General features: G+C 52.4%; 15 protein-coding genes. 7 read left to right on the top strand and 8 right to left on the bottom strand.

Going from position 1 to position 17,328, the window contains the following annotated elements:
- Nucleotides 1-30 precede the first annotated feature (30 nt).
- The 5 genes from IQ256_RS10115 to IQ256_RS10095 all read right to left on the bottom strand — a co-directional run bounded on the left by IQ256_RS10115 (nt 31) and on the right by IQ256_RS10095 (nt 7,756).
- Nucleotides 31-1,587: a gluconokinase gene (locus tag IQ256_RS10115; RefSeq protein ID WP_193855426.1), complete on the bottom strand. Its 1,557-nt coding sequence runs from the start codon at nt 1,585-1,587 to the stop codon at nt 31-33.
- 111 nt (nt 1,588-1,698) lie between these two features.
- Nucleotides 1,699-3,615 (bottom strand): penicillin-binding protein 2, encoded by a 1,917-nt coding sequence (locus tag IQ256_RS10110; protein ID WP_193855425.1) that lies wholly within the window; start codon nt 3,613-3,615, stop codon nt 1,699-1,701.
- 126 nt (nt 3,616-3,741) lie between these two features.
- Nucleotides 3,742-4,407, bottom strand: a complete 666-nt coding sequence (locus IQ256_RS10105) for a hypothetical protein (RefSeq protein WP_193855424.1) — start codon at nt 4,405-4,407, stop codon at nt 3,742-3,744.
- 573 nt (nt 4,408-4,980) lie between these two features.
- The gene (gene ilvB / locus IQ256_RS10100) at nt 4,981-6,750 is read right to left on the bottom strand and encodes a biosynthetic-type acetolactate synthase large subunit (RefSeq protein WP_193855423.1); all 1,770 of its coding nucleotides are present in this window, start codon (nt 6,748-6,750) and stop codon (nt 4,981-4,983) included.
- Nucleotides 6,751-7,111: 361 nt separating this feature from the next.
- Nucleotides 7,112-7,756, bottom strand: coding sequence for a hypothetical protein (locus IQ256_RS10095; protein ID WP_193855422.1), 645 nt, complete (start codon nt 7,754-7,756; stop codon nt 7,112-7,114).
- 75 nt (nt 7,757-7,831) lie between these two features.
- Between IQ256_RS10095 and IQ256_RS10090 the strand changes: the two genes are divergently transcribed.
- Nucleotides 7,832-9,496, top strand: coding sequence for a sensor histidine kinase KdpD (locus tag IQ256_RS10090; RefSeq protein ID WP_193855421.1), 1,665 nt, complete (start codon nt 7,832-7,834; stop codon nt 9,494-9,496).
- A 37-nt stretch (nt 9,497-9,533) separates the two neighbouring features.
- On the opposite strand, the gene IQ256_RS10085 is transcribed toward IQ256_RS10090, so the two are convergent.
- Nucleotides 9,534-10,868 (bottom strand): TrkH family potassium uptake protein, encoded by a 1,335-nt coding sequence (locus tag IQ256_RS10085; RefSeq protein WP_193855420.1) that lies wholly within the window; start codon nt 10,866-10,868, stop codon nt 9,534-9,536.
- Nucleotides 10,869-11,053: 185 nt separating this feature from the next.
- Between IQ256_RS10085 and IQ256_RS10080 the strand changes: the two genes are divergently transcribed.
- The gene (locus tag IQ256_RS10080) at nt 11,054-11,947 is read left to right on the top strand and encodes a methyltransferase domain-containing protein (protein WP_228024744.1); all 894 of its coding nucleotides are present in this window, start codon (nt 11,054-11,056) and stop codon (nt 11,945-11,947) included.
- A 144-nt stretch (nt 11,948-12,091) separates the two neighbouring features.
- On the opposite strand, the gene IQ256_RS10075 is transcribed toward IQ256_RS10080, so the two are convergent.
- The gene (locus IQ256_RS10075; protein ID WP_193855419.1) at nt 12,092-13,396 is read right to left on the bottom strand and encodes a DUF3747 domain-containing protein; all 1,305 of its coding nucleotides are present in this window, start codon (nt 13,394-13,396) and stop codon (nt 12,092-12,094) included.
- A 444-nt stretch (nt 13,397-13,840) separates the two neighbouring features.
- Here IQ256_RS10075 and IQ256_RS10070 point away from each other — a divergent pair, with 444 nt between their 5' ends.
- Complete coding sequence (locus tag IQ256_RS10070) at nt 13,841-14,470, top strand: pentapeptide repeat-containing protein (RefSeq protein WP_193855418.1); 630 nt, start codon at nt 13,841-13,843, stop codon at nt 14,468-14,470.
- On the opposite strand, the gene IQ256_RS10065 is transcribed toward IQ256_RS10070, so the two are convergent.
- Complete coding sequence (locus IQ256_RS10065) at nt 14,403-14,867, bottom strand: hypothetical protein (RefSeq protein ID WP_228024743.1); 465 nt, start codon at nt 14,865-14,867, stop codon at nt 14,403-14,405. The genes IQ256_RS10070 and IQ256_RS10065 overlap by 68 nt on opposite strands.
- Nucleotides 14,868-15,046: 179 nt before the next feature.
- Between IQ256_RS10065 and IQ256_RS10060 the strand changes: the two genes are divergently transcribed.
- From IQ256_RS10060 to mutY, 4 genes are all read left to right on the top strand, one after another.
- Nucleotides 15,047-15,352 (top strand): DUF2470 domain-containing protein, encoded by a 306-nt coding sequence (locus IQ256_RS10060; protein WP_193855417.1) that lies wholly within the window; start codon nt 15,047-15,049, stop codon nt 15,350-15,352.
- Nucleotides 15,353-15,482: 130 nt separating this feature from the next.
- Nucleotides 15,483-15,761, top strand: a complete 279-nt coding sequence (locus IQ256_RS10055) for a 2Fe-2S iron-sulfur cluster binding domain-containing protein (RefSeq protein WP_193855416.1) — start codon at nt 15,483-15,485, stop codon at nt 15,759-15,761.
- Between the two features lie 307 nt (nt 15,762-16,068).
- On the top strand, nt 16,069-16,377 hold the full coding sequence (locus IQ256_RS10050; RefSeq protein WP_304952597.1) for a DUF760 domain-containing protein: 309 nt from the start codon (nt 16,069-16,071) through the stop codon (nt 16,375-16,377).
- Between the two features lie 19 nt (nt 16,378-16,396).
- Nucleotides 16,397-17,328, top strand: a 932-nt coding sequence (gene mutY, locus IQ256_RS10045; protein ID WP_370623404.1) for an A/G-specific adenine glycosylase, incomplete at its 3' end; no start/stop codon positions are given.

Below are 17,328 nucleotides of genomic sequence, written 5' to 3'. Positions count from 1 at the left end.
ACATCTCTGGCCGCACTCAAAACCCCGCAGTTAATTTTGAATAGCTTGGTGAAGGCTCTCGTAGTGCTGTTGTAGGTCAGCCAATAAATTTTTGTAGATTGGCAGGATGTTTCGATATTGTTTCACGTTCTCTGAGATAGGACTGCGGATGTGGGCGATCGCAACCCTCTCTTCAACCTCTTCTAGCGTCTTCCACTCACCCAAAGCCACTAGCGCAATCACCGCCGCGCCAAACGCTGAGCTTTCAATCACCGCTGGCACCAATATCTGCCGCTCAAAAACATCTGCTAGTATCTGCTGCCACAGATCCGAGAGCGCAAATCCACCCGAAGCACGCAGCGTTTCTACCTCACCGCCCGCCGACTCTAGCGCGGCAAAAACAGACTGCAGATTGTAGATCACGCCTTCCATCACCGCCCGCACCAAATGAGCCTGACCGTGATGGCGACCTAGCCCAAAAAAATTAGCCCGCGCTTGAGCGTTCCACAGGGGCGATCTTTCGCCCAGCAGATGAGGGTGAAAAATGAGACCTTCAGCGCCAGGCGCAACCCCCCTTGCCATTTTGGTTAGCCGCTCATACGTAGAAGAACTTGGCTCTACATTCATCTCGCAGAATTCATCGTTCATCTCACAGACTTCGTCCGGCGACACTGAGTAGGGCACTAAGCTATCGCGTGTCCACTGCAGCGTAAATCCGCCGTTGTTTACCGCACCGCCCATTACCCATCGATCGGCGGTGAGTGCATAGCAAAATAGCTGCGCGTTAGGCTCAAGCTTGGGCTGGTCTATGACCTGACGAACAGCGCCGCTGGTACCCAAAGTGATGGCTGCTGTCCCTCTGGCGATCGCACCTACGCCTAAGTTGGCTAGCACGCCATCGCTTGCGCCCACAATCACAGGGGTGCTTGCTGCAATAGTCAGCTTCCGTGCTTGGTCAGGCTGCAAGCTGAGCTGATAGGTCGTTGGCACGATTCTCGAAAGCTGGTTGGGCCGAATATGGGCGATTTGCAAAGCCCCTTTGTCCCACGTTTGTTGCTCTAAGTTCAATAAACCCGTCGTCGATGCAATCGATAGATCTACGACCCACTCATCACACAAGCGATGCAGCACGTATTCTTTGATCGAAACGATTCGCGCTGCTTTCTCAAAAAGGTCAGGTTGTTCCTGAGATAGCCACGCTAGCTTGACGACTGGTGACATCGGATGAATCGGCAAGCCTGTGCGCGCATAGAGACCGGGATCTTGCTGGTAAATATCTGGAACCAGGCGATCGCTGCGACTGTCGGCCCAGGTCAACAAAGGCATCAGAGGTCGGTGCTCTGCGTCTAGCAGCAGCAGCGTATGCATCGCCGCGCTAAACGAAAGCCCCAGTAGCTGTGATGGATCTAGCCCACCGTTGGCGATCGCATCTACAGCCGTTTGCTCCACTGCTCGCAAGATTTCATCCGCATCCTGCTCTGCCGCTCCTGGCACGGGCGCATTGAGTGGATATCCCTGAGCGCTACGAGCGAGCTGACGACCTTCTGTGTCGAACGCAACTGTCTTAGTACTGCTCGTGCCAATGTCTATTCCAAGGATATATTTCATAGGCGGGCCAAATGACTGACGTCCCTCTAGTGCATCCAAGGAACGCTATAAACGTTAATATCTCCCCGCTGCTGTAAGCGCCGCTTCTACTACCGCCAACCCAAGAGGGGTTCAAGGGGCTGTTGGCGACGGCGAGTCTTGGTCTGGTTTTAACCCTTCTAGTACTACCAGAGAATCCAGCATTTTTTTGACTAGCGGCGCGGTAACGGTACCGCCATAGGCATTTTCGCCTTGAGGTTCGTCCACCACCGCGAAGACTACGTAACGGGGATCGCTCACTGGGGCGATGCTCACAAAGCTAGTAATCCGCTGATCGCCGTACGATCCATACGCGGTTGCTTTCTGCGCGGTGCCTGTTTTTCCAGCAATCTGATAGCCTTTAACCTTCGCTGCCGAACCCGTCCCGTCATCGACGACTTCTTTCATCATCGTCAGCACCTGCTGCGCGGTCTCAGGTGAAAAGACTCGCTTGGGCGCAGTTCTCTCTGGGGTCCAGCTCAGCTCTCCTTCGCGGTCGACTAGCCCTCGTACGACTCTAGGCGTTACCATCTCACCGCCATTGGCTAGGGTGCCGTGCAGCTGCACTAGCTGCAAAGGTGTGAGCGAAAATCCTTGACCAAAGGCGGTCGTTGCCGCTTCGACTGGGCTACTTACAAACTGCCCTTTGTTCTTGAGCTGGCCGCTAGTCTCGCCAGGCAGCTCTACGCCCGTGACCTGGCCAAGTCCTAGCTTTTCTAGCCACGCATAGTAGTCGGCGGGTGCTAGCGCCTGCATAATATGCACCATGCCGACGTTGCTCGAATAGCGTAAAACGTCTGTAATCGAAAGCGTGCCACGGCCACCGCCCCAGTGATAGTCAACGTTCTGAATCGGCCATCCACCGACTTGGATCTGACCTTCGTCGTAGATGGTGTCATTGGGGCCGATACTGCCGTTTTCTAGTGCGATCGCCACATTGATCGGCTTGAACGTAGAGCCTGGCTCATACAGGTCGCTGACCGCCCAGTTTTTGAAATGTGCTAAGTCCGCCTCGTAATAGCGGTTCGGATCATAAGTAGGGGCAACTGCTAGCGTTAGAATCTCACCTGTTCGAGCGTCCATCACAATCAACGCACCGCGCTTGGCCCGATACTCGGTCACCGTCGCTGCCAGATTTTCTTGGGCGATTCGCTGCAGCCGACTGTCAATCGTTAGCTGTAGCTTCAAATCGTCTTGAGCTACCGGCTGCAGAGTCGCAATTTCTCTAGCGCTTGGCGGATCGTATGCTAGCTGATCCTTGCCGCTGAGCTCGATCCCAGCTTTGGGTACGCCCTCTAGATCTACATAGCCGGTAATCTGCGAGAATAGCTCGCTTTGGGGATACACTCGCTGCGGTGATGGCAGTAGATCGAGTCCATCTAACCCTAGCGATCGCAGCCGCTTGGCAGTCTCGACTGAAATGCCCGAAGCCAGCTTGATGCCGCTCTCCTGCGATTGAAACTGCCTTTCTAAAGACTGGGCGTCTTCGTCAATCACGTCGCTAACTGCCGCTGCGATCGCCGCTGTCGACTCTTTGAACAGCATCGGGTGGACGTAGAGCGTATACAGCACCTGATCCATCGCCACCACGTTCCCCTGGCGATCTACAATCTGCCGCCTCGCAGTGCGAGGGGTCGCTTGGATAGTCTGCTGTTCTTTGGCCATTGCCCGTAGGTCAGAGCCAACAACTAGCTGTAGATAGGCTAGTCGTCCACCTAGTCCGATCATCGCCACCATCAGCATCAGCCATACGCTGATTAGACGGGGCCGAGGAAACTGTCGCCGCGTGCTGCGAATTGTCTCTAACGACGTAGCCCTTGGCCTGACGTTTGCATGCATCCGAGAGCCGCCGCCAGTGCTAGCGTTGGCAGTATTAGCTGTATCAGCGTTTGTTTTGCCAATATTGCCAATATTGCCGATAGCCATGTCAGCTTTCATTCGGCGGCTAGACCGTCGCTGCCGCAGCGGCTTTGATTTTTTCTGACGCTCGGATTCACTAGATGCCCGCATAGAAACTCCGCCTGCTTACCGCTTTCTTTCCTCTTTTTCTCGGCCTTCTCCTTCGCGCCCCTTCTTCACTCGTCAAAATCTAAAGAGACAACTCTAGCGAGACAAAAAGAGTAGCTAATATTTCGCCTAGTAGCCTAGTGGCTGTAGCTGAGTTGGCTTTTTCTCTTCGACGTCCTTTACCGGCGCGCGTCGAGGCTCAGGCGTGATGAACAACATATCATCCGGGGCATACGGCTCTAGGCCAGAGTTTTCCTCAATGGCCTGCTCTGCCAAACTTTGCTTGATCGACTCATTCGCCGTGGTCAACTGCTGCGATTCACTTTGCAGCGCGTTTAGCTGAGCCAGTGCCTGGTTCGTGGATCTATCTATATAGACGCTAGAGCCATAGGCAACTAAAGCACTAGTGACTAGCAGACCCGTCAAAACCGTAGATCCTTGCTGAACTCGATGCAACAGCCTCAGACCAAACGGTAGCCGGGGCTGTTTGGGTAGCTCGATTGGGGCTAGAACGGATGAGGTGTCAACCAGTTCGTCTCTTCGTACTCGCCTAGCGGGTGGCGCTACATGCAGATCTACGAGGGTCTCTTCGGTCTGATCCAAATGCTGATCCAAATGCTGTTCTAGGCTTGGGTCTAAGCGCTGGTTCGGGCGCTGGGCGATCGCGGTTTGGGCATGCGTGCGAGCTTGTGCAGCCCGGATAGCTAGGTAGGGAGAGCGGCGAGCCGATCTAGGACTAGGAGTGAGCTGACGATCGGGTAGAGCCTGATGAGACGGCTCCTGAGAGGGCTGCATAGGATCGGAGACAGTAGCGAAAACCATGTGGCGACGTACGGATAAGAAGAACTAAGCTTTCTTTGTCAAGGAGGCTACGCCATGCTGAGAAGTTGCTCGGCGGGCGCTACTGTAGCGATTCCTCATATCAAATTACGCGAATACTACCCTGCAAATGGGACAAGAACAAGGTTAATACCACGCTTTTCTTAATTTTTTTTATGGGTCGGGCCTAGAGTTCCGCGAAAGTGCCTAGTTTCGGTTGATGGATAATATCAAAGCGGTAGGTATAAGCCGCTGTTTTATAGCAGGTTCCAAATGCATACTTAGGGATCGTGCTATGCCTACGGGAAACCGGGAGGCACTTTGCGCTGTATGACAAGGGCTGTAGCCTTTCATGGTGTAGTAAGCAAAGTGCGGAAAGCTATATAAGGCTCTTAGCTAGTAAGATGTGTCTCAGTCAAGCGACTCAAGCTGTAGATCCCCGGCGAGGTAAAATGAAGCATGCGCCAACTGTTTTTACAGCTAGCGCATGCGGCGAATCTATGCCTTTGTTTAATCTCCAAGCTAGGGAAACACTGGCTCGAATCAAGATTAACGCCGTGGTCTAGGCTTATCAGGCAGTCCTACCATATCTGCATTGCTCTTACCCGGTGGAATCATGGGATAGCAGTTTTCGTTTCGCCGAACATGCACATCTAGCAAGACTGGACCGTCATGCGAGAGCATCTGGGCGATCGCACCTTCTAATTCATTGGGATCGCTAACCACCATTCCTTTCACCCCAAAGGCTTGAGCTAACAGCTCAAAGTTCGGCATCCCAGCGGCCATTTCAGAAGAAGAATAGCGTTCTCCAAAAAATGTTTCTTGCCACTGGCGCACCATTCCCTGCCAACCATTGTTCAAGATAACGGTCTTCACTTTGATCCCATACTGGGCCAGTGTTGCTAGCTCTTGTAGGTTCATCTGAAAGCTAGCATCCCCACTGACACAGACCACCTGAGCATCGGGCAGTGCCACCTGAACGCCCATGGCCGCTGGCAGTCCAAAGCCCATCGTGCCAAGCCCTGCGCTCGATATCCACTGACGCGGACCGTTTTTGAGAAACTGGGCGGCCCACATCTGATGCTGTCCGACGTCGGTTGTGCAGTAGGCATGAGGGGCCTGCTTGCTAATTTCCACGACGACAGACTGCGGTGAGATATCGTCTGGGTACACCGGAGCAACTAGAGGAAAGTCCTGCTTCCAGGTTTCGATTTGATCTCGCCAGGCTTGACTTTTGTTGGCATCTGGAGCGGATTGGTCTTGCAAACGGTCAATCATCCGCACCAGCACAGCTCTGACATCGCCAACAATAGGCACTTCAGGCATTCTGTTCTTGCCAACTTCAGCCGGGTCGATATCGATATGGATAACTTTGGCGCTAGAGGCAAATTCGTCTAGTTTGCCAGTTACCCGGTCGTCAAAGCGAGCGCCGATAGCAACTAGCAAGTCACACTCGCTAACGGCAAAGTTGGCATAGGCGGTGCCGTGCATGCCTAACATGCCAACAGCAAGCGGATGGTGCTCATCTACAGCGCCTTTACCCATCAGGGTGTTGGTCATCGGCGCGGAAAATGCTTCGGCGAGTGCCTGGATCTCACCGTGGGCACCTGAAGCAATTGCACCACCGCCCACGTACAGCAAGGGCCGCTCTGACGCCTGCAATAGCGCGATCGCCTCGTCCACCAGATTGTCATCGACAGCCAGCTCAGGAGAATAGCCTGGAATGCTGACATCGCCGGGATCAACAGGAATGTAGTCAATCTCTTCAACGCCGACGTCTTTGGGCACATCAATCAGCACCGGACCGGGGCGGCCTGTCTTGGCAATATGAAACGCCTCTGCCACAATCTGTGCCATCTGGTTGGGATCGCGGACCACATAAGAATGCTTCACGATTGGCAGCGTAATGCCATAAATATCAGTTTCTTGAAACGCATCAGTACCGATAGCGGCGCGAGTCACCTGCCCGGTCACCACCACCATGGGAATTGAATCCATTTGAGCGGTCGCGATCCCAGTCACCAGGTTGGTAGCACCAGGCCCCGAGGTGGCAAAGCAGACACCGACCTTACCGGTGGCGCGGGCATAGCCATCTGCCGCGTGGGATGCCCCTTGCTCATGCCGAACTAAAATGTGCTGAACCTGACCTTTGGCTTCAGCGTGGTGGAGTGCGTCATAAATCGGCAAAATCGCCCCACCTGGATAACCGAAAATGTGCTCGACGCCGTGGCGCACTAGGCTGTCGATCAGGGCATGGGCACCGCTGACTCGCTGGGTAGCCTTGGAGGAATCTAACGTAGACGTAACAGGAGAGGCCATAGACGATACCGAAGGGAATTCAAACTTGTTTATCAGAAAGGCTTTCCGTACAGAAGACGGTTAGTTTTTCTGTGGGGCAATACTTTGATCAAGACCCTAGATCATAATCAGCAAGCGGCTCGTCTCTACGACAAGGCGCTACTTTTTTATTATTCCTTAAAGGATTTTTTCATAGCGACTGCTCGTGACTCGCGCCGCGATCGCGCTCCTCAGAAATAGCTTTAAATCAGTGTAAGTTGTAGCCTAGCGAACAACAAGATTGCATTATTTAGGTTGTTGCCATTTCCTAACTTTTGCTTTTAGGCATCTACTCCTAACGCTTACTTTTTAGCGATCGATTTTCTGTTGGCAAAGCTTTGATTCAGCAGTTAGTCCGAGCAATAACCTTAAGAGATTGCACCAAAAAGTCTTGAGCGCTCATGATTTCTCCTGCTGTCTCGGTAATTTGCCACCAGGGGACAGCGCGGCCTATGACTTGTTCTGGCTCGCCCCACAAGCTCAGATGATCCACGCCTGGATCGGCATAGAAATTTAGCTCACCAGCTCCTAGCGGCAACGTCGTCAGATGCGTGAATTGGTCATGGCTGATACGAGTAACGCTAAGTCCTAGCAAAGGTACGCCCCAGCCATCAATCGCAAACAGCCGCGCCACCTTTCCACCCGCCTGCTGCCACAAAAGCAATGCGCCAGCTAAGCCAATCACCCCGGCGCTAAACCCTATCCCGACCAGCGGCGGCTGGGTAGCAGGGTTACCAAAGGTATCAGTCATCCACTGATAGATATCCAAAGGCGAAATCGGTAGGCCACGCGCGACATAGGGGCGAGCGAACGGGGGAAGCGATCGCACCAGTCCATCGGTCAGCTCATCCGGGTTGAAGCCAGGACATACAATCACTGGCAGTTGACTATTGACTTGATGGTTGTTCATAACCCTATGTCGATGGCGATGCGCCAGATTCGCCGATCGCGCTAGCACCACCGAATCCAAACGTTCGGTTCTACCCATAGTCAAGACAAAAGGCTTGCAGGTAGTGTGAATACAGCAGGTAACTCGCACCTGACACATCTTTTTGTACAGTCTATGGGCGCACCCGATCAGCTTTTACCGACTATTAGCGCACTGGTTGCTTTGGGAGAATTTGCCCAGGACGCGCAGAATGGCGATGTGGCCAACATTCCTACGCTTAGCGAAGGACTGGCCGCAGAGGCTCGGCAGCAAAGGGCTAAGCACGAATGGACAGGGGCGATCGCCGCGCTGACCCAACTGCTCAATCAGCGGACGCAAGTCGCTTCGTCTAGAACATCTTCTCACAGAAAAAAGCGACCCAAACAGCAGGCCCAGGCCCTGCTACTGACTGGTCCGGTTCCTCTGCTCAGCGATCCTGGACTGATTTCTCAGATTTCTAGCTGGACATTTGTTCCTCACGCTTCAGAAGAACTATCTGCCTTCAATGCCCTCTCTCCAGTAGAGCGGATCTTTAAGAAGACCTTTCAAAAGCAGGCCCATGCGACTCGCCTGCTGCCGCTTTTAGAAGACGATCCGTTAGTTCAAGAGCAGTTCGCCCTGGTCTTAACGGAGCAATTTTCGCTAGTTTTGGTTTTAGGTGAAGATGCGGATAGCGAGTTGAGCTTCCAGTTTTCATTCATGCCTGAAGTGGTCAGCTCGGTGTGGCGACTACTGCGATCGCGTATCCTTTTGACTCGCCCGCAGCAGCTAGATTTTATTGAAGCGCTGGTGGAAAAGTTTGAGCCCAAAGCGCCTAGCTATCGAATTGTCAGCCAGTTCAATCGCTGGATGCTGGCCTGTTTACCATCGACCTATTCGTCTCAGACTCATTCTTCTCACAGCCAATCCCACGATCAACAAAGTGATGCTGCAAGCGATCTATCAGACAGTTCTCAAACAGGCAACTCTCAAAGCAATCTACGCAGTAACTCACACAGCAAGTTCGAGAATTCCTCTCATAGTCCGTCTCAAAATCTGGGGTCTAGTCACCAGAATGCGAGTGCGAAAGCTGCCGAGACGCCTTCTGATAGTGCCTTTCTTCAGGCGATGGCACACGAGATCCGCACGCCGCTGACCACTATTCGCACCTACACCCGGTCGCTGCTCAAGCGTAAAGATCTCAGCCCTCAGGTCGTCAAACGGCTAAAAAGTATCGATCGCGAATGCACCCAGCAAATTGATAGGTTTAGCCTGATCTTTAAGGCGGTAGAGTTAGAAGCGGCTAGTCAGTCACTGAAATCACCTTTGAGTGCGATCGCGCTTAGCCAAGTCTTTCAAGACGCTATTCCCCAGTGGCAGCAGGCCGCTCAACGTCGTAACCTTTCTTTGGAAGTCGGTCTACCGCCAGATCTGCCAATGGTCGCTAGCGATCCCACCATGCTCCAGCATGTGCTCACCGGCCTAGTCGAACTTTTTACCCACAGCGTGTCTCAAGGCAGTCACATTCAGCTCAATGTGCTTCACGCGGGCGATCAACTAAAGCTGCAGTTCCAATCCCAGGGCGATCCCAACCGGCCCGACTCGCAGTCTTGCACTGCGCCGCCACTGCAGTCGCTAGGACATCTGCTGATGTTTCAGCCTGACACGGGTGGTCTTAGTCTCAATCTAGAAGCCACTAAAAATCTTTTTCATGCGCTAGGTGCCAAACTGACCGTGCGCGAGCGCTCAGATCAGAGCATGACTTGGACTGTCTTTTTACCGCTAGAAACCAGCGGGCTACAATCCTATCGAATCGTCTAGGCCAGGCAGATAAACAGCTCGGGCAAATTAATAGCGCTTAGCCTGTCAGCAGATCTTCTTCTGGAAAGTGGATAGCGCTAGGGCTAGGATCGCCTAACAGCGCTGACATCAATAGCAAGATGCCGACTCGTCCGATATACATCGTGCAGATGATGAATAGCTGACCCCAAACAGACAGATCGCCAGTGACACCGGTTGAAAGCCCTACCGTTGCGAAGGCAGACACCGTTTCAAATAGGATGGCAATGAATCTTAAGTCGGGATCGCTCACCGATAGACAGGTCGTGATGATCACGACGCTAATCACCGAAGCCACGACCACAGCCAGGGCTTTGAGTACTCTTGCCATCGGAATCTGCCGCTGATAGCAATTCACTTCCTCTTTGCCTCGCAGCGCGGCCTTGGTGCAGACCATCAGAATGCGAACGGTCGTTGTCTTGATACCACCGCCAGTACTGCCGGGGCTAGCGCCGACAAACATCAGTGCGATCGCCACGAATAAAGCGCTCGTCTCCATCGCACCGATGTCGATTGAATTAAATCCAGCCGTTCGCATCACTACTGACTGAAACCCTGCTAGCAGTAGCTTAGAGCCAAAGCTTTTGTTGGCTAGTGTCGCTGAGTTATCAAACTCAATCAAGAAAAAGGCCAGCGTTCCTACCGCCAGCAGCGCTAGCGTTGTACTGGTCACAATTTTGAAATGCAGGGAAAAGACAGTGTGAGTTTTGCGTCCCATCAGACGCGATCGCACCCACATAAACGCTTCCATAATCACCTGATAGCCAATCCCACCGAGAATAATCAGCGCCGACACCACTACCATCGGCCAAGCGACTTCGGCATAGCGCACCAGGCTGTCTGAAAACAAGCTAAACCCGGCATTATTAAAAGCGCTGATGCTATGAAAAATCGATAGCCATAGCGACCGACCTAGGCCAAAGTCTTCTAAGAAAGTCGGCATCAGGCAGAACGCTCCGGTCAGCTCAAAGATCGCTGTCATCGAAACAATTGAAACCAGCAGCGCCTTTACATTCGATAGCTCTGAGGTATCCATTGCCTGCTGAATTGCCAGCTTGTCTTTTAGACACAGCCGCCGCCCCACCAGTAGCAGTAGCAGCGTCGTCGCCGTCATGTAGCCCAGTCCGCCTAGCTGAATCAGCAGCAGCACGACCCCTTGACCAAAGGCAGAAAAATAGCTGCCTGTATCCACCACAATCAGCCCGGTCACACAGACTGCCGAAGTCGCGGTAAATAGGGCCACTAGCGGGCTGTCCCACTCCCCACTAGCCGTCGAAAATGGCAGCAGCAGCAGCAAGGTGCCCACTGCAATCAGTACCAAAAAACCAAAGCAGATTGTTCTAGGGACGGTCATAAATTTAAATTAAAAGCTCTTGCTGGAAAACAAAAGAAAGCTGGTTGCGCCAGCAGCGTAGCAGGCGACGATTCTCATTCAACTAGCCTACGTGTTCGCCTGAGCTCACTCCCAGACTCAGAAGGATGAAGGAAGCTACCATATGACCAGTCTCCTACAACGCTTCTACAGCGGAGCCAAGACCTATGATGACTGACAGCACACCCCTTGCCGAAAAAATTCAACGGTTTTATGACACGTCGTCGCCGCTGTGGGAAAAAACCTGGGGTGAGCACATGCACCACGGTTACTATGGCAGAAATGGTCGACATCGTAAAAATCGCAGACAGGCCCAAATTGATCTGATCGAAGCGCTGCTGAAGTGGGCTGATCTTACGACTGCTCACACCATTCTAGATGTAGGCTGCGGCATTGGCGGCAGTACTCTATATCTGGCTAAAAAGTTCGACGCTCAGGCCGTCGGCATTACGCTGAGCCCAGTCCAAGCCAAACGCGCTGGCGAACGCGCTGCCGAACAAGGCGTCGATCTACTTGCCTACGAGAACTTTGAAACCGCGCAGGCACCGGCTGTCCAGTTCCAGGTGACTAATGCCCTGTCTACACCTTTCCCAGATGATGCCTTCGACTTTGTGTGGTCAATGGAAAGCGGCGAACACATGCCGGACAAACAAGGCTTCTTGCAAGAGTGCTATCGCGTATTAAAACCGGGCGGCACTTTCCTCATGGCAACGTGGTGTCATCGGTCCACGCGTACGCTGGCTGGCCCACTGACCGAGAGCGAAGGCCAGCACCTCGATCGCCTGTACGAGCTGTATCACCTGCCCTATGTCATTTCTTTGGATGACTATAGCATTCTGGCCAAAGAAGTCGGGTTTACAGATGTGAGGATGGCCGATTGGTCACAGCAGGTAGAATTCTTTTGGCAAGACGTTATCCGCTCAGCTCTTAGCGTTGAGGCAGTGACAGGTATTTTTCAAGCGGGTGAAGAAACCATACGGGGGACGGCTGCGATCGCACTAATGACGACCGGCTTCAACCGAGGACTCATTCGCTACGGCATCCTTAGCGGCACCAAGTAAAAAGCCTTTTTGCAGTTGCCACTTATCCACTCCTTTAAGAGCTAAAAAAGCCCTAGTCGATAGCTATCGACTAGGGTTAGTTCTACTTACTCAAAGCAGAAATAAGAGGAGAAGGCTCTACCCAGACTGTATTCTCCAAGAAAGCTACGTCTCGTTTTCAGCAGTTTGAGAGCAGTCTAGTAGACGCACCATAGCAGCAGCGGCATAGTTACGCTGAGCCGCTGAATCTGGTCGGAACTCATTACCGACTTCGTTCAGTGGTGTAGCCACGCCGCAGAAAGTGGATAGCTCAGAGATTGCGCCTTCTGCCCAGTGACCGTTGATGTCGCTAAAAGTAGCCCCGGTCTGGTTGGCTTCAAGGTCAGTGGTCTCGCTGTCGTACTCAGCTGCGCGACGCATAATCGCAATCAGCTCAGCGCGAGTTACCTGGTTAGTGGGTCTAAAGCTACCGTCCTGATAGCCGCTGATGATACCTAGCTCTGCGGCTCTAGCGATTTTTGCAGCGCTCCAGCGGCTAGTTGGAACATCGGCAAAGGGCACATTACCCACAGGTGCTGCCTGCTCAGGCGCAACTTCCAAGCCTTCTACCACAATAGAGACGAGCTGTTCGCGAGTCAGTGTTGCTCTTGGTCTAAATGTATTGTCCTCTGCAAAGCCAGAAATGAAGCCAAGCTGAACTGCTCGGTTGATGTCATCTTCATAGATGTCACCTACGGCATCAGGGAATGAGGCAGGTGCAGGCGTAGGCACAACAACAGGTGTCGGGACATCTGGGTCGGTAGGCCCCGCAATAATATCTTCATCCTGTGCAATGAGTTCTGCTGTCGTCATATCGTTGGCAATGTAGGTTCTGCCCGTTACATTCCCTTCAAAAGTTTGCTTAGCCAGCCGCCAGCCAGGCTTTAAGAAGATCTGAGTATAGCCGCCAGGAACAATCCCATCGGTCTGGCCAATCACAAACCTTCTCGCACCGCTACCCGCAAAGGGGGAAGGGTTGGCGTAGAGCACCAAAACGCCTTCTTCTGCTTCCAAAACAGGGGTGTACCTAATGTCTTCGCCAGCCGTCCGCAGTAGATAGCCGTTAGTATCCGTGCTGCGTCCACAAGCTGGGTTATTGAAGGTCAAAGGGGTAACGGCAGTTGGGTTGGAGCCTGTTGTAGAAAAGCAGGGCTGGGCCGGGGGAACTGGCTGCCTTTGCTCTAGAATCATCAGACCATAGCGCTGTCTGCCGCCGATATTAGAGGTGGGGTTGGCCACCAGCAGGTAAGGATCTTGATCCGTTTCTTGCTGACCAAAGGTAGAGGACTGTGCTAACTGAACAGCAGTAGACGCCTCAGTTGCACGCTGGGCAATGGGCTGACTCTGGGCGATCGCACCAGGTAGATTGCTAGCAGTAACGGCAACAGCAGCAGTCGCAAGCGCAGTAACCGTAAGTCGAAATGATTTCATTTGCATATCTTTAAATGATTAGTAGAGTTCACGATGGTCGGCGACAGCGTGAGGGTTGCACACCCGACAATTAGGACACAGGAATCTAAGCTAACAGTGCGTAAGGTTAGCTTAAAGCTAACGGGGCACAAGGTTAGCTAACAGTTTTAACTTTATTGATTTGACTGAGTACAGATTACCTGCAAAGCCAGCCAAATCATTTCAAGATATGTTATGAGGAATTTCCGTGGGGGGTGAGCGTCTTGAGGTAGCTATCTAAAGATGGATTACTTCAAGATGGCTATTTATGTTAAGCGGGTTGACTTGATTAAGTGAGCTGTGTGAGTGCGCCTGATTAGAGGATTAGATTGGTCGCCGATGAGATCTGGGCAAGTTTATAAACAAACGCACAGCTTTTTGTAAATGAGGCTGTTTGTCGCTAGTTTTACAAGGTTGGGTGGCCTGATGTCTGTTTGCCTCATGCATCTCATATATATAGAGATAAAAGATCTGTTTCGTACGTGCTATTACCGCAGGGGCGCTTTCGCGGTCGGCACAGCCGCAACGGTTGCCTTCGCTGGGTTAGGAGTAAGGATAGAAGGCGCGATCGCAGCCGACCCAACCGCCATTCAACAGCTAATGAAAACCAATAGCTGTCCGGGATGCGACCTCAACGGTGCTGACTTTCGTCGGCTAGATCTATCGGGCGCGGATCTGACTGGAGCCGACCTGGAAGGGGCCAATTTTTACTATGCCAATCTGGACGGTGCCCAGCTGCACGGAGCCAACCTGGTGGATGCAAACCTAGCCTATACCAGCCTGCGCTATGCCATTCTCGACAGCGCCGACCTGCGCTATGCCATTCTCGATCGCACCGATCTCAGCGACAGTTCTCTAATTGCCGCAGACCTACGCGAATCGTACATAGACGAAACCATCTTTGATCGCACTATCTTAGACAGCGCCGATTTGCGAGACACGTTGCCCTTAAGCGCCAACTTTTCTAGCGCCAGCACGTGCAGCACGCTCATTTGGTCGGGTATAGAATATCGCCGAGGCTGTGAGGTGGCTGTGCCTGAGCAGATCCGTCGTTAGCAGCTTTACTATCCACGAAGAGCATCCTATCCATAGAACTACCACAAAGAGCGTCAGCAGCTCTTGGATCAACCCGTTTCGTGTGCCACCAGTGCTGCTGCGCTGCAGATAGCCCAATCGGATATAGCGTCATCACAATGGGTTCACTGCGATAGCTCTGGCCGATAATTTCCACACAATAGGAAGGATGCTTGCGCGTCGCTAGATCGACTGTAAACCGTTTACCAACCCGTCGCCAGCTCGGCTCTTTGCTGCGCCACTGGATTCGGCAGCAGGGCCAAGGCAATTGCTCGCGATCATACAGCCGACAGCAGGGTCCAATCACTCTATAGGTAAGATGGGCACCTGGGCTTTCAAAGACAGTGCCTGTGGGTAGCGGGTGAGAACTTGCGCTCATAGTCTTGCGCTCATAGTTTTGCGCTCATAGAAATTGGCGTATATAGGAATAGCCAAGTAGCAGTAGGGAATTTACAATCCGGTTACAATAAGTCGAAAGAGAGTCAACAGCCTATCAAGCTCAGACAACAGAGAAGTCTGTCAGAAGCTGTCGAAATTGTAAGGTCTAGAAGCGAAATTATGTCAGAAAATACGGCGACTAAAGAATCTGAAAAGAAAGCGGCTGAAAAAATTAGTGCAAAGGTTAGCGATCGCATCTGCAAACACATGAACAAAGACCACGCCGAAGCGGTTTTGACCTACGCCCAGCGCTACGGCAATCAGACCGAGGCGACCGCTGCTACCCTCACCACTATCGACCAGGCTGGCATGGATCTTACCGCCGAAGTCAAGGGGCAAACGCTACCTTTGCGGATTGCCTTTGATCACGAACTCAAAGATGCCGCCGACGCACACACTACCCTAGTGGCCATGCTGCGCTCTTAATCTTCCTTGCGCTGCGCCTTAGTCTTTCTTACGCTGCGCTCTTAAGTTTCCTCGCTACGCCCTTAGTCTTCCTTGCTTAGCCTTTCCGGCTTGCCTTGCTCATTTAGCCTCTTAGTATCTAGTACCTTCTGTGACTGTTCAGATCCGCTTTCTCCCTGACGACATCACTACTACCGCCGAACCGGGTGAAGCGCTTTTAGACGTGGCTCACCGAGCCGGCATCCATATTTCTACTGGCTGCTTGATGGGCTCCTGCTATGCCTGTGAAGTTGAGATGACTGGCCCAGATACGGGCCCAGATACGGGAGCTAATAACGACTTAGACACATCAGTGCGCGCCTGTCTCACCGCCATTCCGAATACCACCCATCCGATAGAAATCAACCTTTTAGACGATCCAACTTGGTAAGTGAAGTCCTTATCTTCTAGATATGAGCCTAGATGCGTAGCCTAGATGGGTTGAGATAAACCTTGTTCAGCACTTGGACAAATCGAAGTCGTGTGTTCGGTTACCATTCGGTTTCACCCAATGTGATATGTAAATAGCATTGTTACAGTAGTATCCGAGACTAGGACGCACCTGCTCCTATCAGACACATCACAGAACACATTAGAGCGAAACCACTTGTAGAATCGCGTTCTAGCCGTTCATAGAAGGTATCAGCATGGATGATGTAACCGGAAGAATCCCAGAATTTACTACCGATTCAAAACCTATGTCAGACAATTCACTGCTTGATTATGTAAAGTCCATGGACCCGGACACTATCACTCAGCTATCGCGCCCTGATTCATCTGATGTGATGCAGGTTATGGAACACAACGTAATTGGATTGTTAGGGGGTCTTCCTTCTGGTCAGTTCGATGTCTCTGTCACTACAAACCGTGAAAACCTAGGCCGTCTACTTGCTTCTGCGATGATGAGCGGCTATTTTCTTCGGGGCGCAGAACAGCGGCTTGCTTTTGAAGAGCGCTTCGGCAATACGCTATTTGGCGAAGACTTCGATACAGAGTCTGATTCGTAATCGCTATTCTTAGGCATCAGTGATCAGAAATCAAAAGCGCCAGACCAAGCGTCCTAAGCGCCAATCTAAGGGCTCGGCAGGATCTATCCCGCCGAGCTTTGCTATATCTGATCAGCAGATTGTTCATCTAAGGCGATCGCTACTCTCTTGGTATCAACAGCAGGGACGAGACCTTCCCTGGCGACGAACCCGAGATCCTTACGCAATTTGGATTTCGGAGATTATGCTTCAGCAGACCCAGGTCAAGACCGTCCTCCCTTACTACGAGCGCTGGCTAAAAGCCTTGCCTACGGTTCAAGCGCTAGCCATCGCCGATCAGCAGGCAGTGTTAAAGCTGTGGGAGGGGCTCGGCTACTATGCAAGGGCGAGGAATTTGCATCAGGCGGCACAGCAAGTCGTAGCTGACTTTGATGGGGTGTTTCCGCGTGAGCTTGATCAGGCGATCAGTCTTAAAGGTATCGGAAGAACTACCGCAGGCGGCATCCTCAGCGCTGCTTTCAACGCACCTGTTCCTATTCTTGATGGCAACGTCAAACGAGTGTTGTCTCGTTTGATTGCCTATCCTGCCACTCCGAACAAAGCGATCGCGCCTCTATGGCAGCTTTCCGAACAGCTATTAGATCCCAAACATCCTAGAGACTTCAACCAGGCAATCATGGATCTGGGGGCGACGCTCTGCACCCGGCACAATCCAGCCTGCTTGCTCTGCCCTTGGCAAAGCGAGTGCGCGGCGTACAATCAAAATGCAGTCACCCGCTTTCCTATGACAGAATCTCGCCAGCCTCTCCCGCACAAACGCATCGGCGTCGCCGTTATCACCGATAGTCAAGGCAAAATCCTGATCGATCGCCGTAAGCAAGAAGGGCTGCTGGGAGGTCTGTGGGAGTTTCCAGGCGGCAAAATTGAACCCGGAGAAAGTGAAGCAGACTGCGTCGAGCGTGAGATTAAAGA

This window comes from cf. Phormidesmis sp. LEGE 11477 (genome assembly GCF_015207105.1).
Lineage (GTDB): Bacteria > Cyanobacteriota > Cyanobacteriia > Phormidesmidales > Phormidesmidaceae > Phormidesmis.
This window is presented reverse-complemented; position numbering and strand designations above follow the sequence as displayed.

Coding starts and splice junctions, on each gene's coding strand:
- IQ256_RS10080 (WP_228024744.1), top strand. CDS start 11,054: ATGATGACTGACAGCACACCCCTTGCCGAAAAAATTCAACGGTTTTAT.
- IQ256_RS10110 (WP_193855425.1), bottom strand. CDS start 3,615: ATGCGGGCATCTAGTGAATCCGAGCGTCAGAAAAAATCAAAGCCGCTG.
- IQ256_RS10105 (WP_193855424.1), bottom strand. CDS start 4,407: ATGCAGCCCTCTCAGGAGCCGTCTCATCAGGCTCTACCCGATCGTCAG.
- ilvB (WP_193855423.1), bottom strand. CDS start 6,750: ATGGCCTCTCCTGTTACGTCTACGTTAGATTCCTCCAAGGCTACCCAG.
- IQ256_RS10075 (WP_193855419.1), bottom strand. CDS start 13,396: ATGAAATCATTTCGACTTACGGTTACTGCGCTTGCGACTGCTGCTGTT.
- IQ256_RS10090 (WP_193855421.1), top strand. CDS start 7,832: ATGGGCGCACCCGATCAGCTTTTACCGACTATTAGCGCACTGGTTGCT.
- IQ256_RS10115 (WP_193855426.1), bottom strand. CDS start 1,587: ATGAAATATATCCTTGGAATAGACATTGGCACGAGCAGTACTAAGACA.
- IQ256_RS10085 (WP_193855420.1), bottom strand. CDS start 10,868: ATGACCGTCCCTAGAACAATCTGCTTTGGTTTTTTGGTACTGATTGCA.
- IQ256_RS10050 (WP_304952597.1), top strand. CDS start 16,069: ATGTCAGACAATTCACTGCTTGATTATGTAAAGTCCATGGACCCGGAC.
- IQ256_RS10060 (WP_193855417.1), top strand. CDS start 15,047: ATGTCAGAAAATACGGCGACTAAAGAATCTGAAAAGAAAGCGGCTGAA.
- IQ256_RS10095 (WP_193855422.1), bottom strand. CDS start 7,756: ATGGGTAGAACCGAACGTTTGGATTCGGTGGTGCTAGCGCGATCGGCG.
- IQ256_RS10065 (WP_228024743.1), bottom strand. CDS start 14,867: ATGAGCGCAAGTTCTCACCCGCTACCCACAGGCACTGTCTTTGAAAGC.
- IQ256_RS10070 (WP_193855418.1), top strand. CDS start 13,841: ATGTCTGTTTGCCTCATGCATCTCATATATATAGAGATAAAAGATCTG.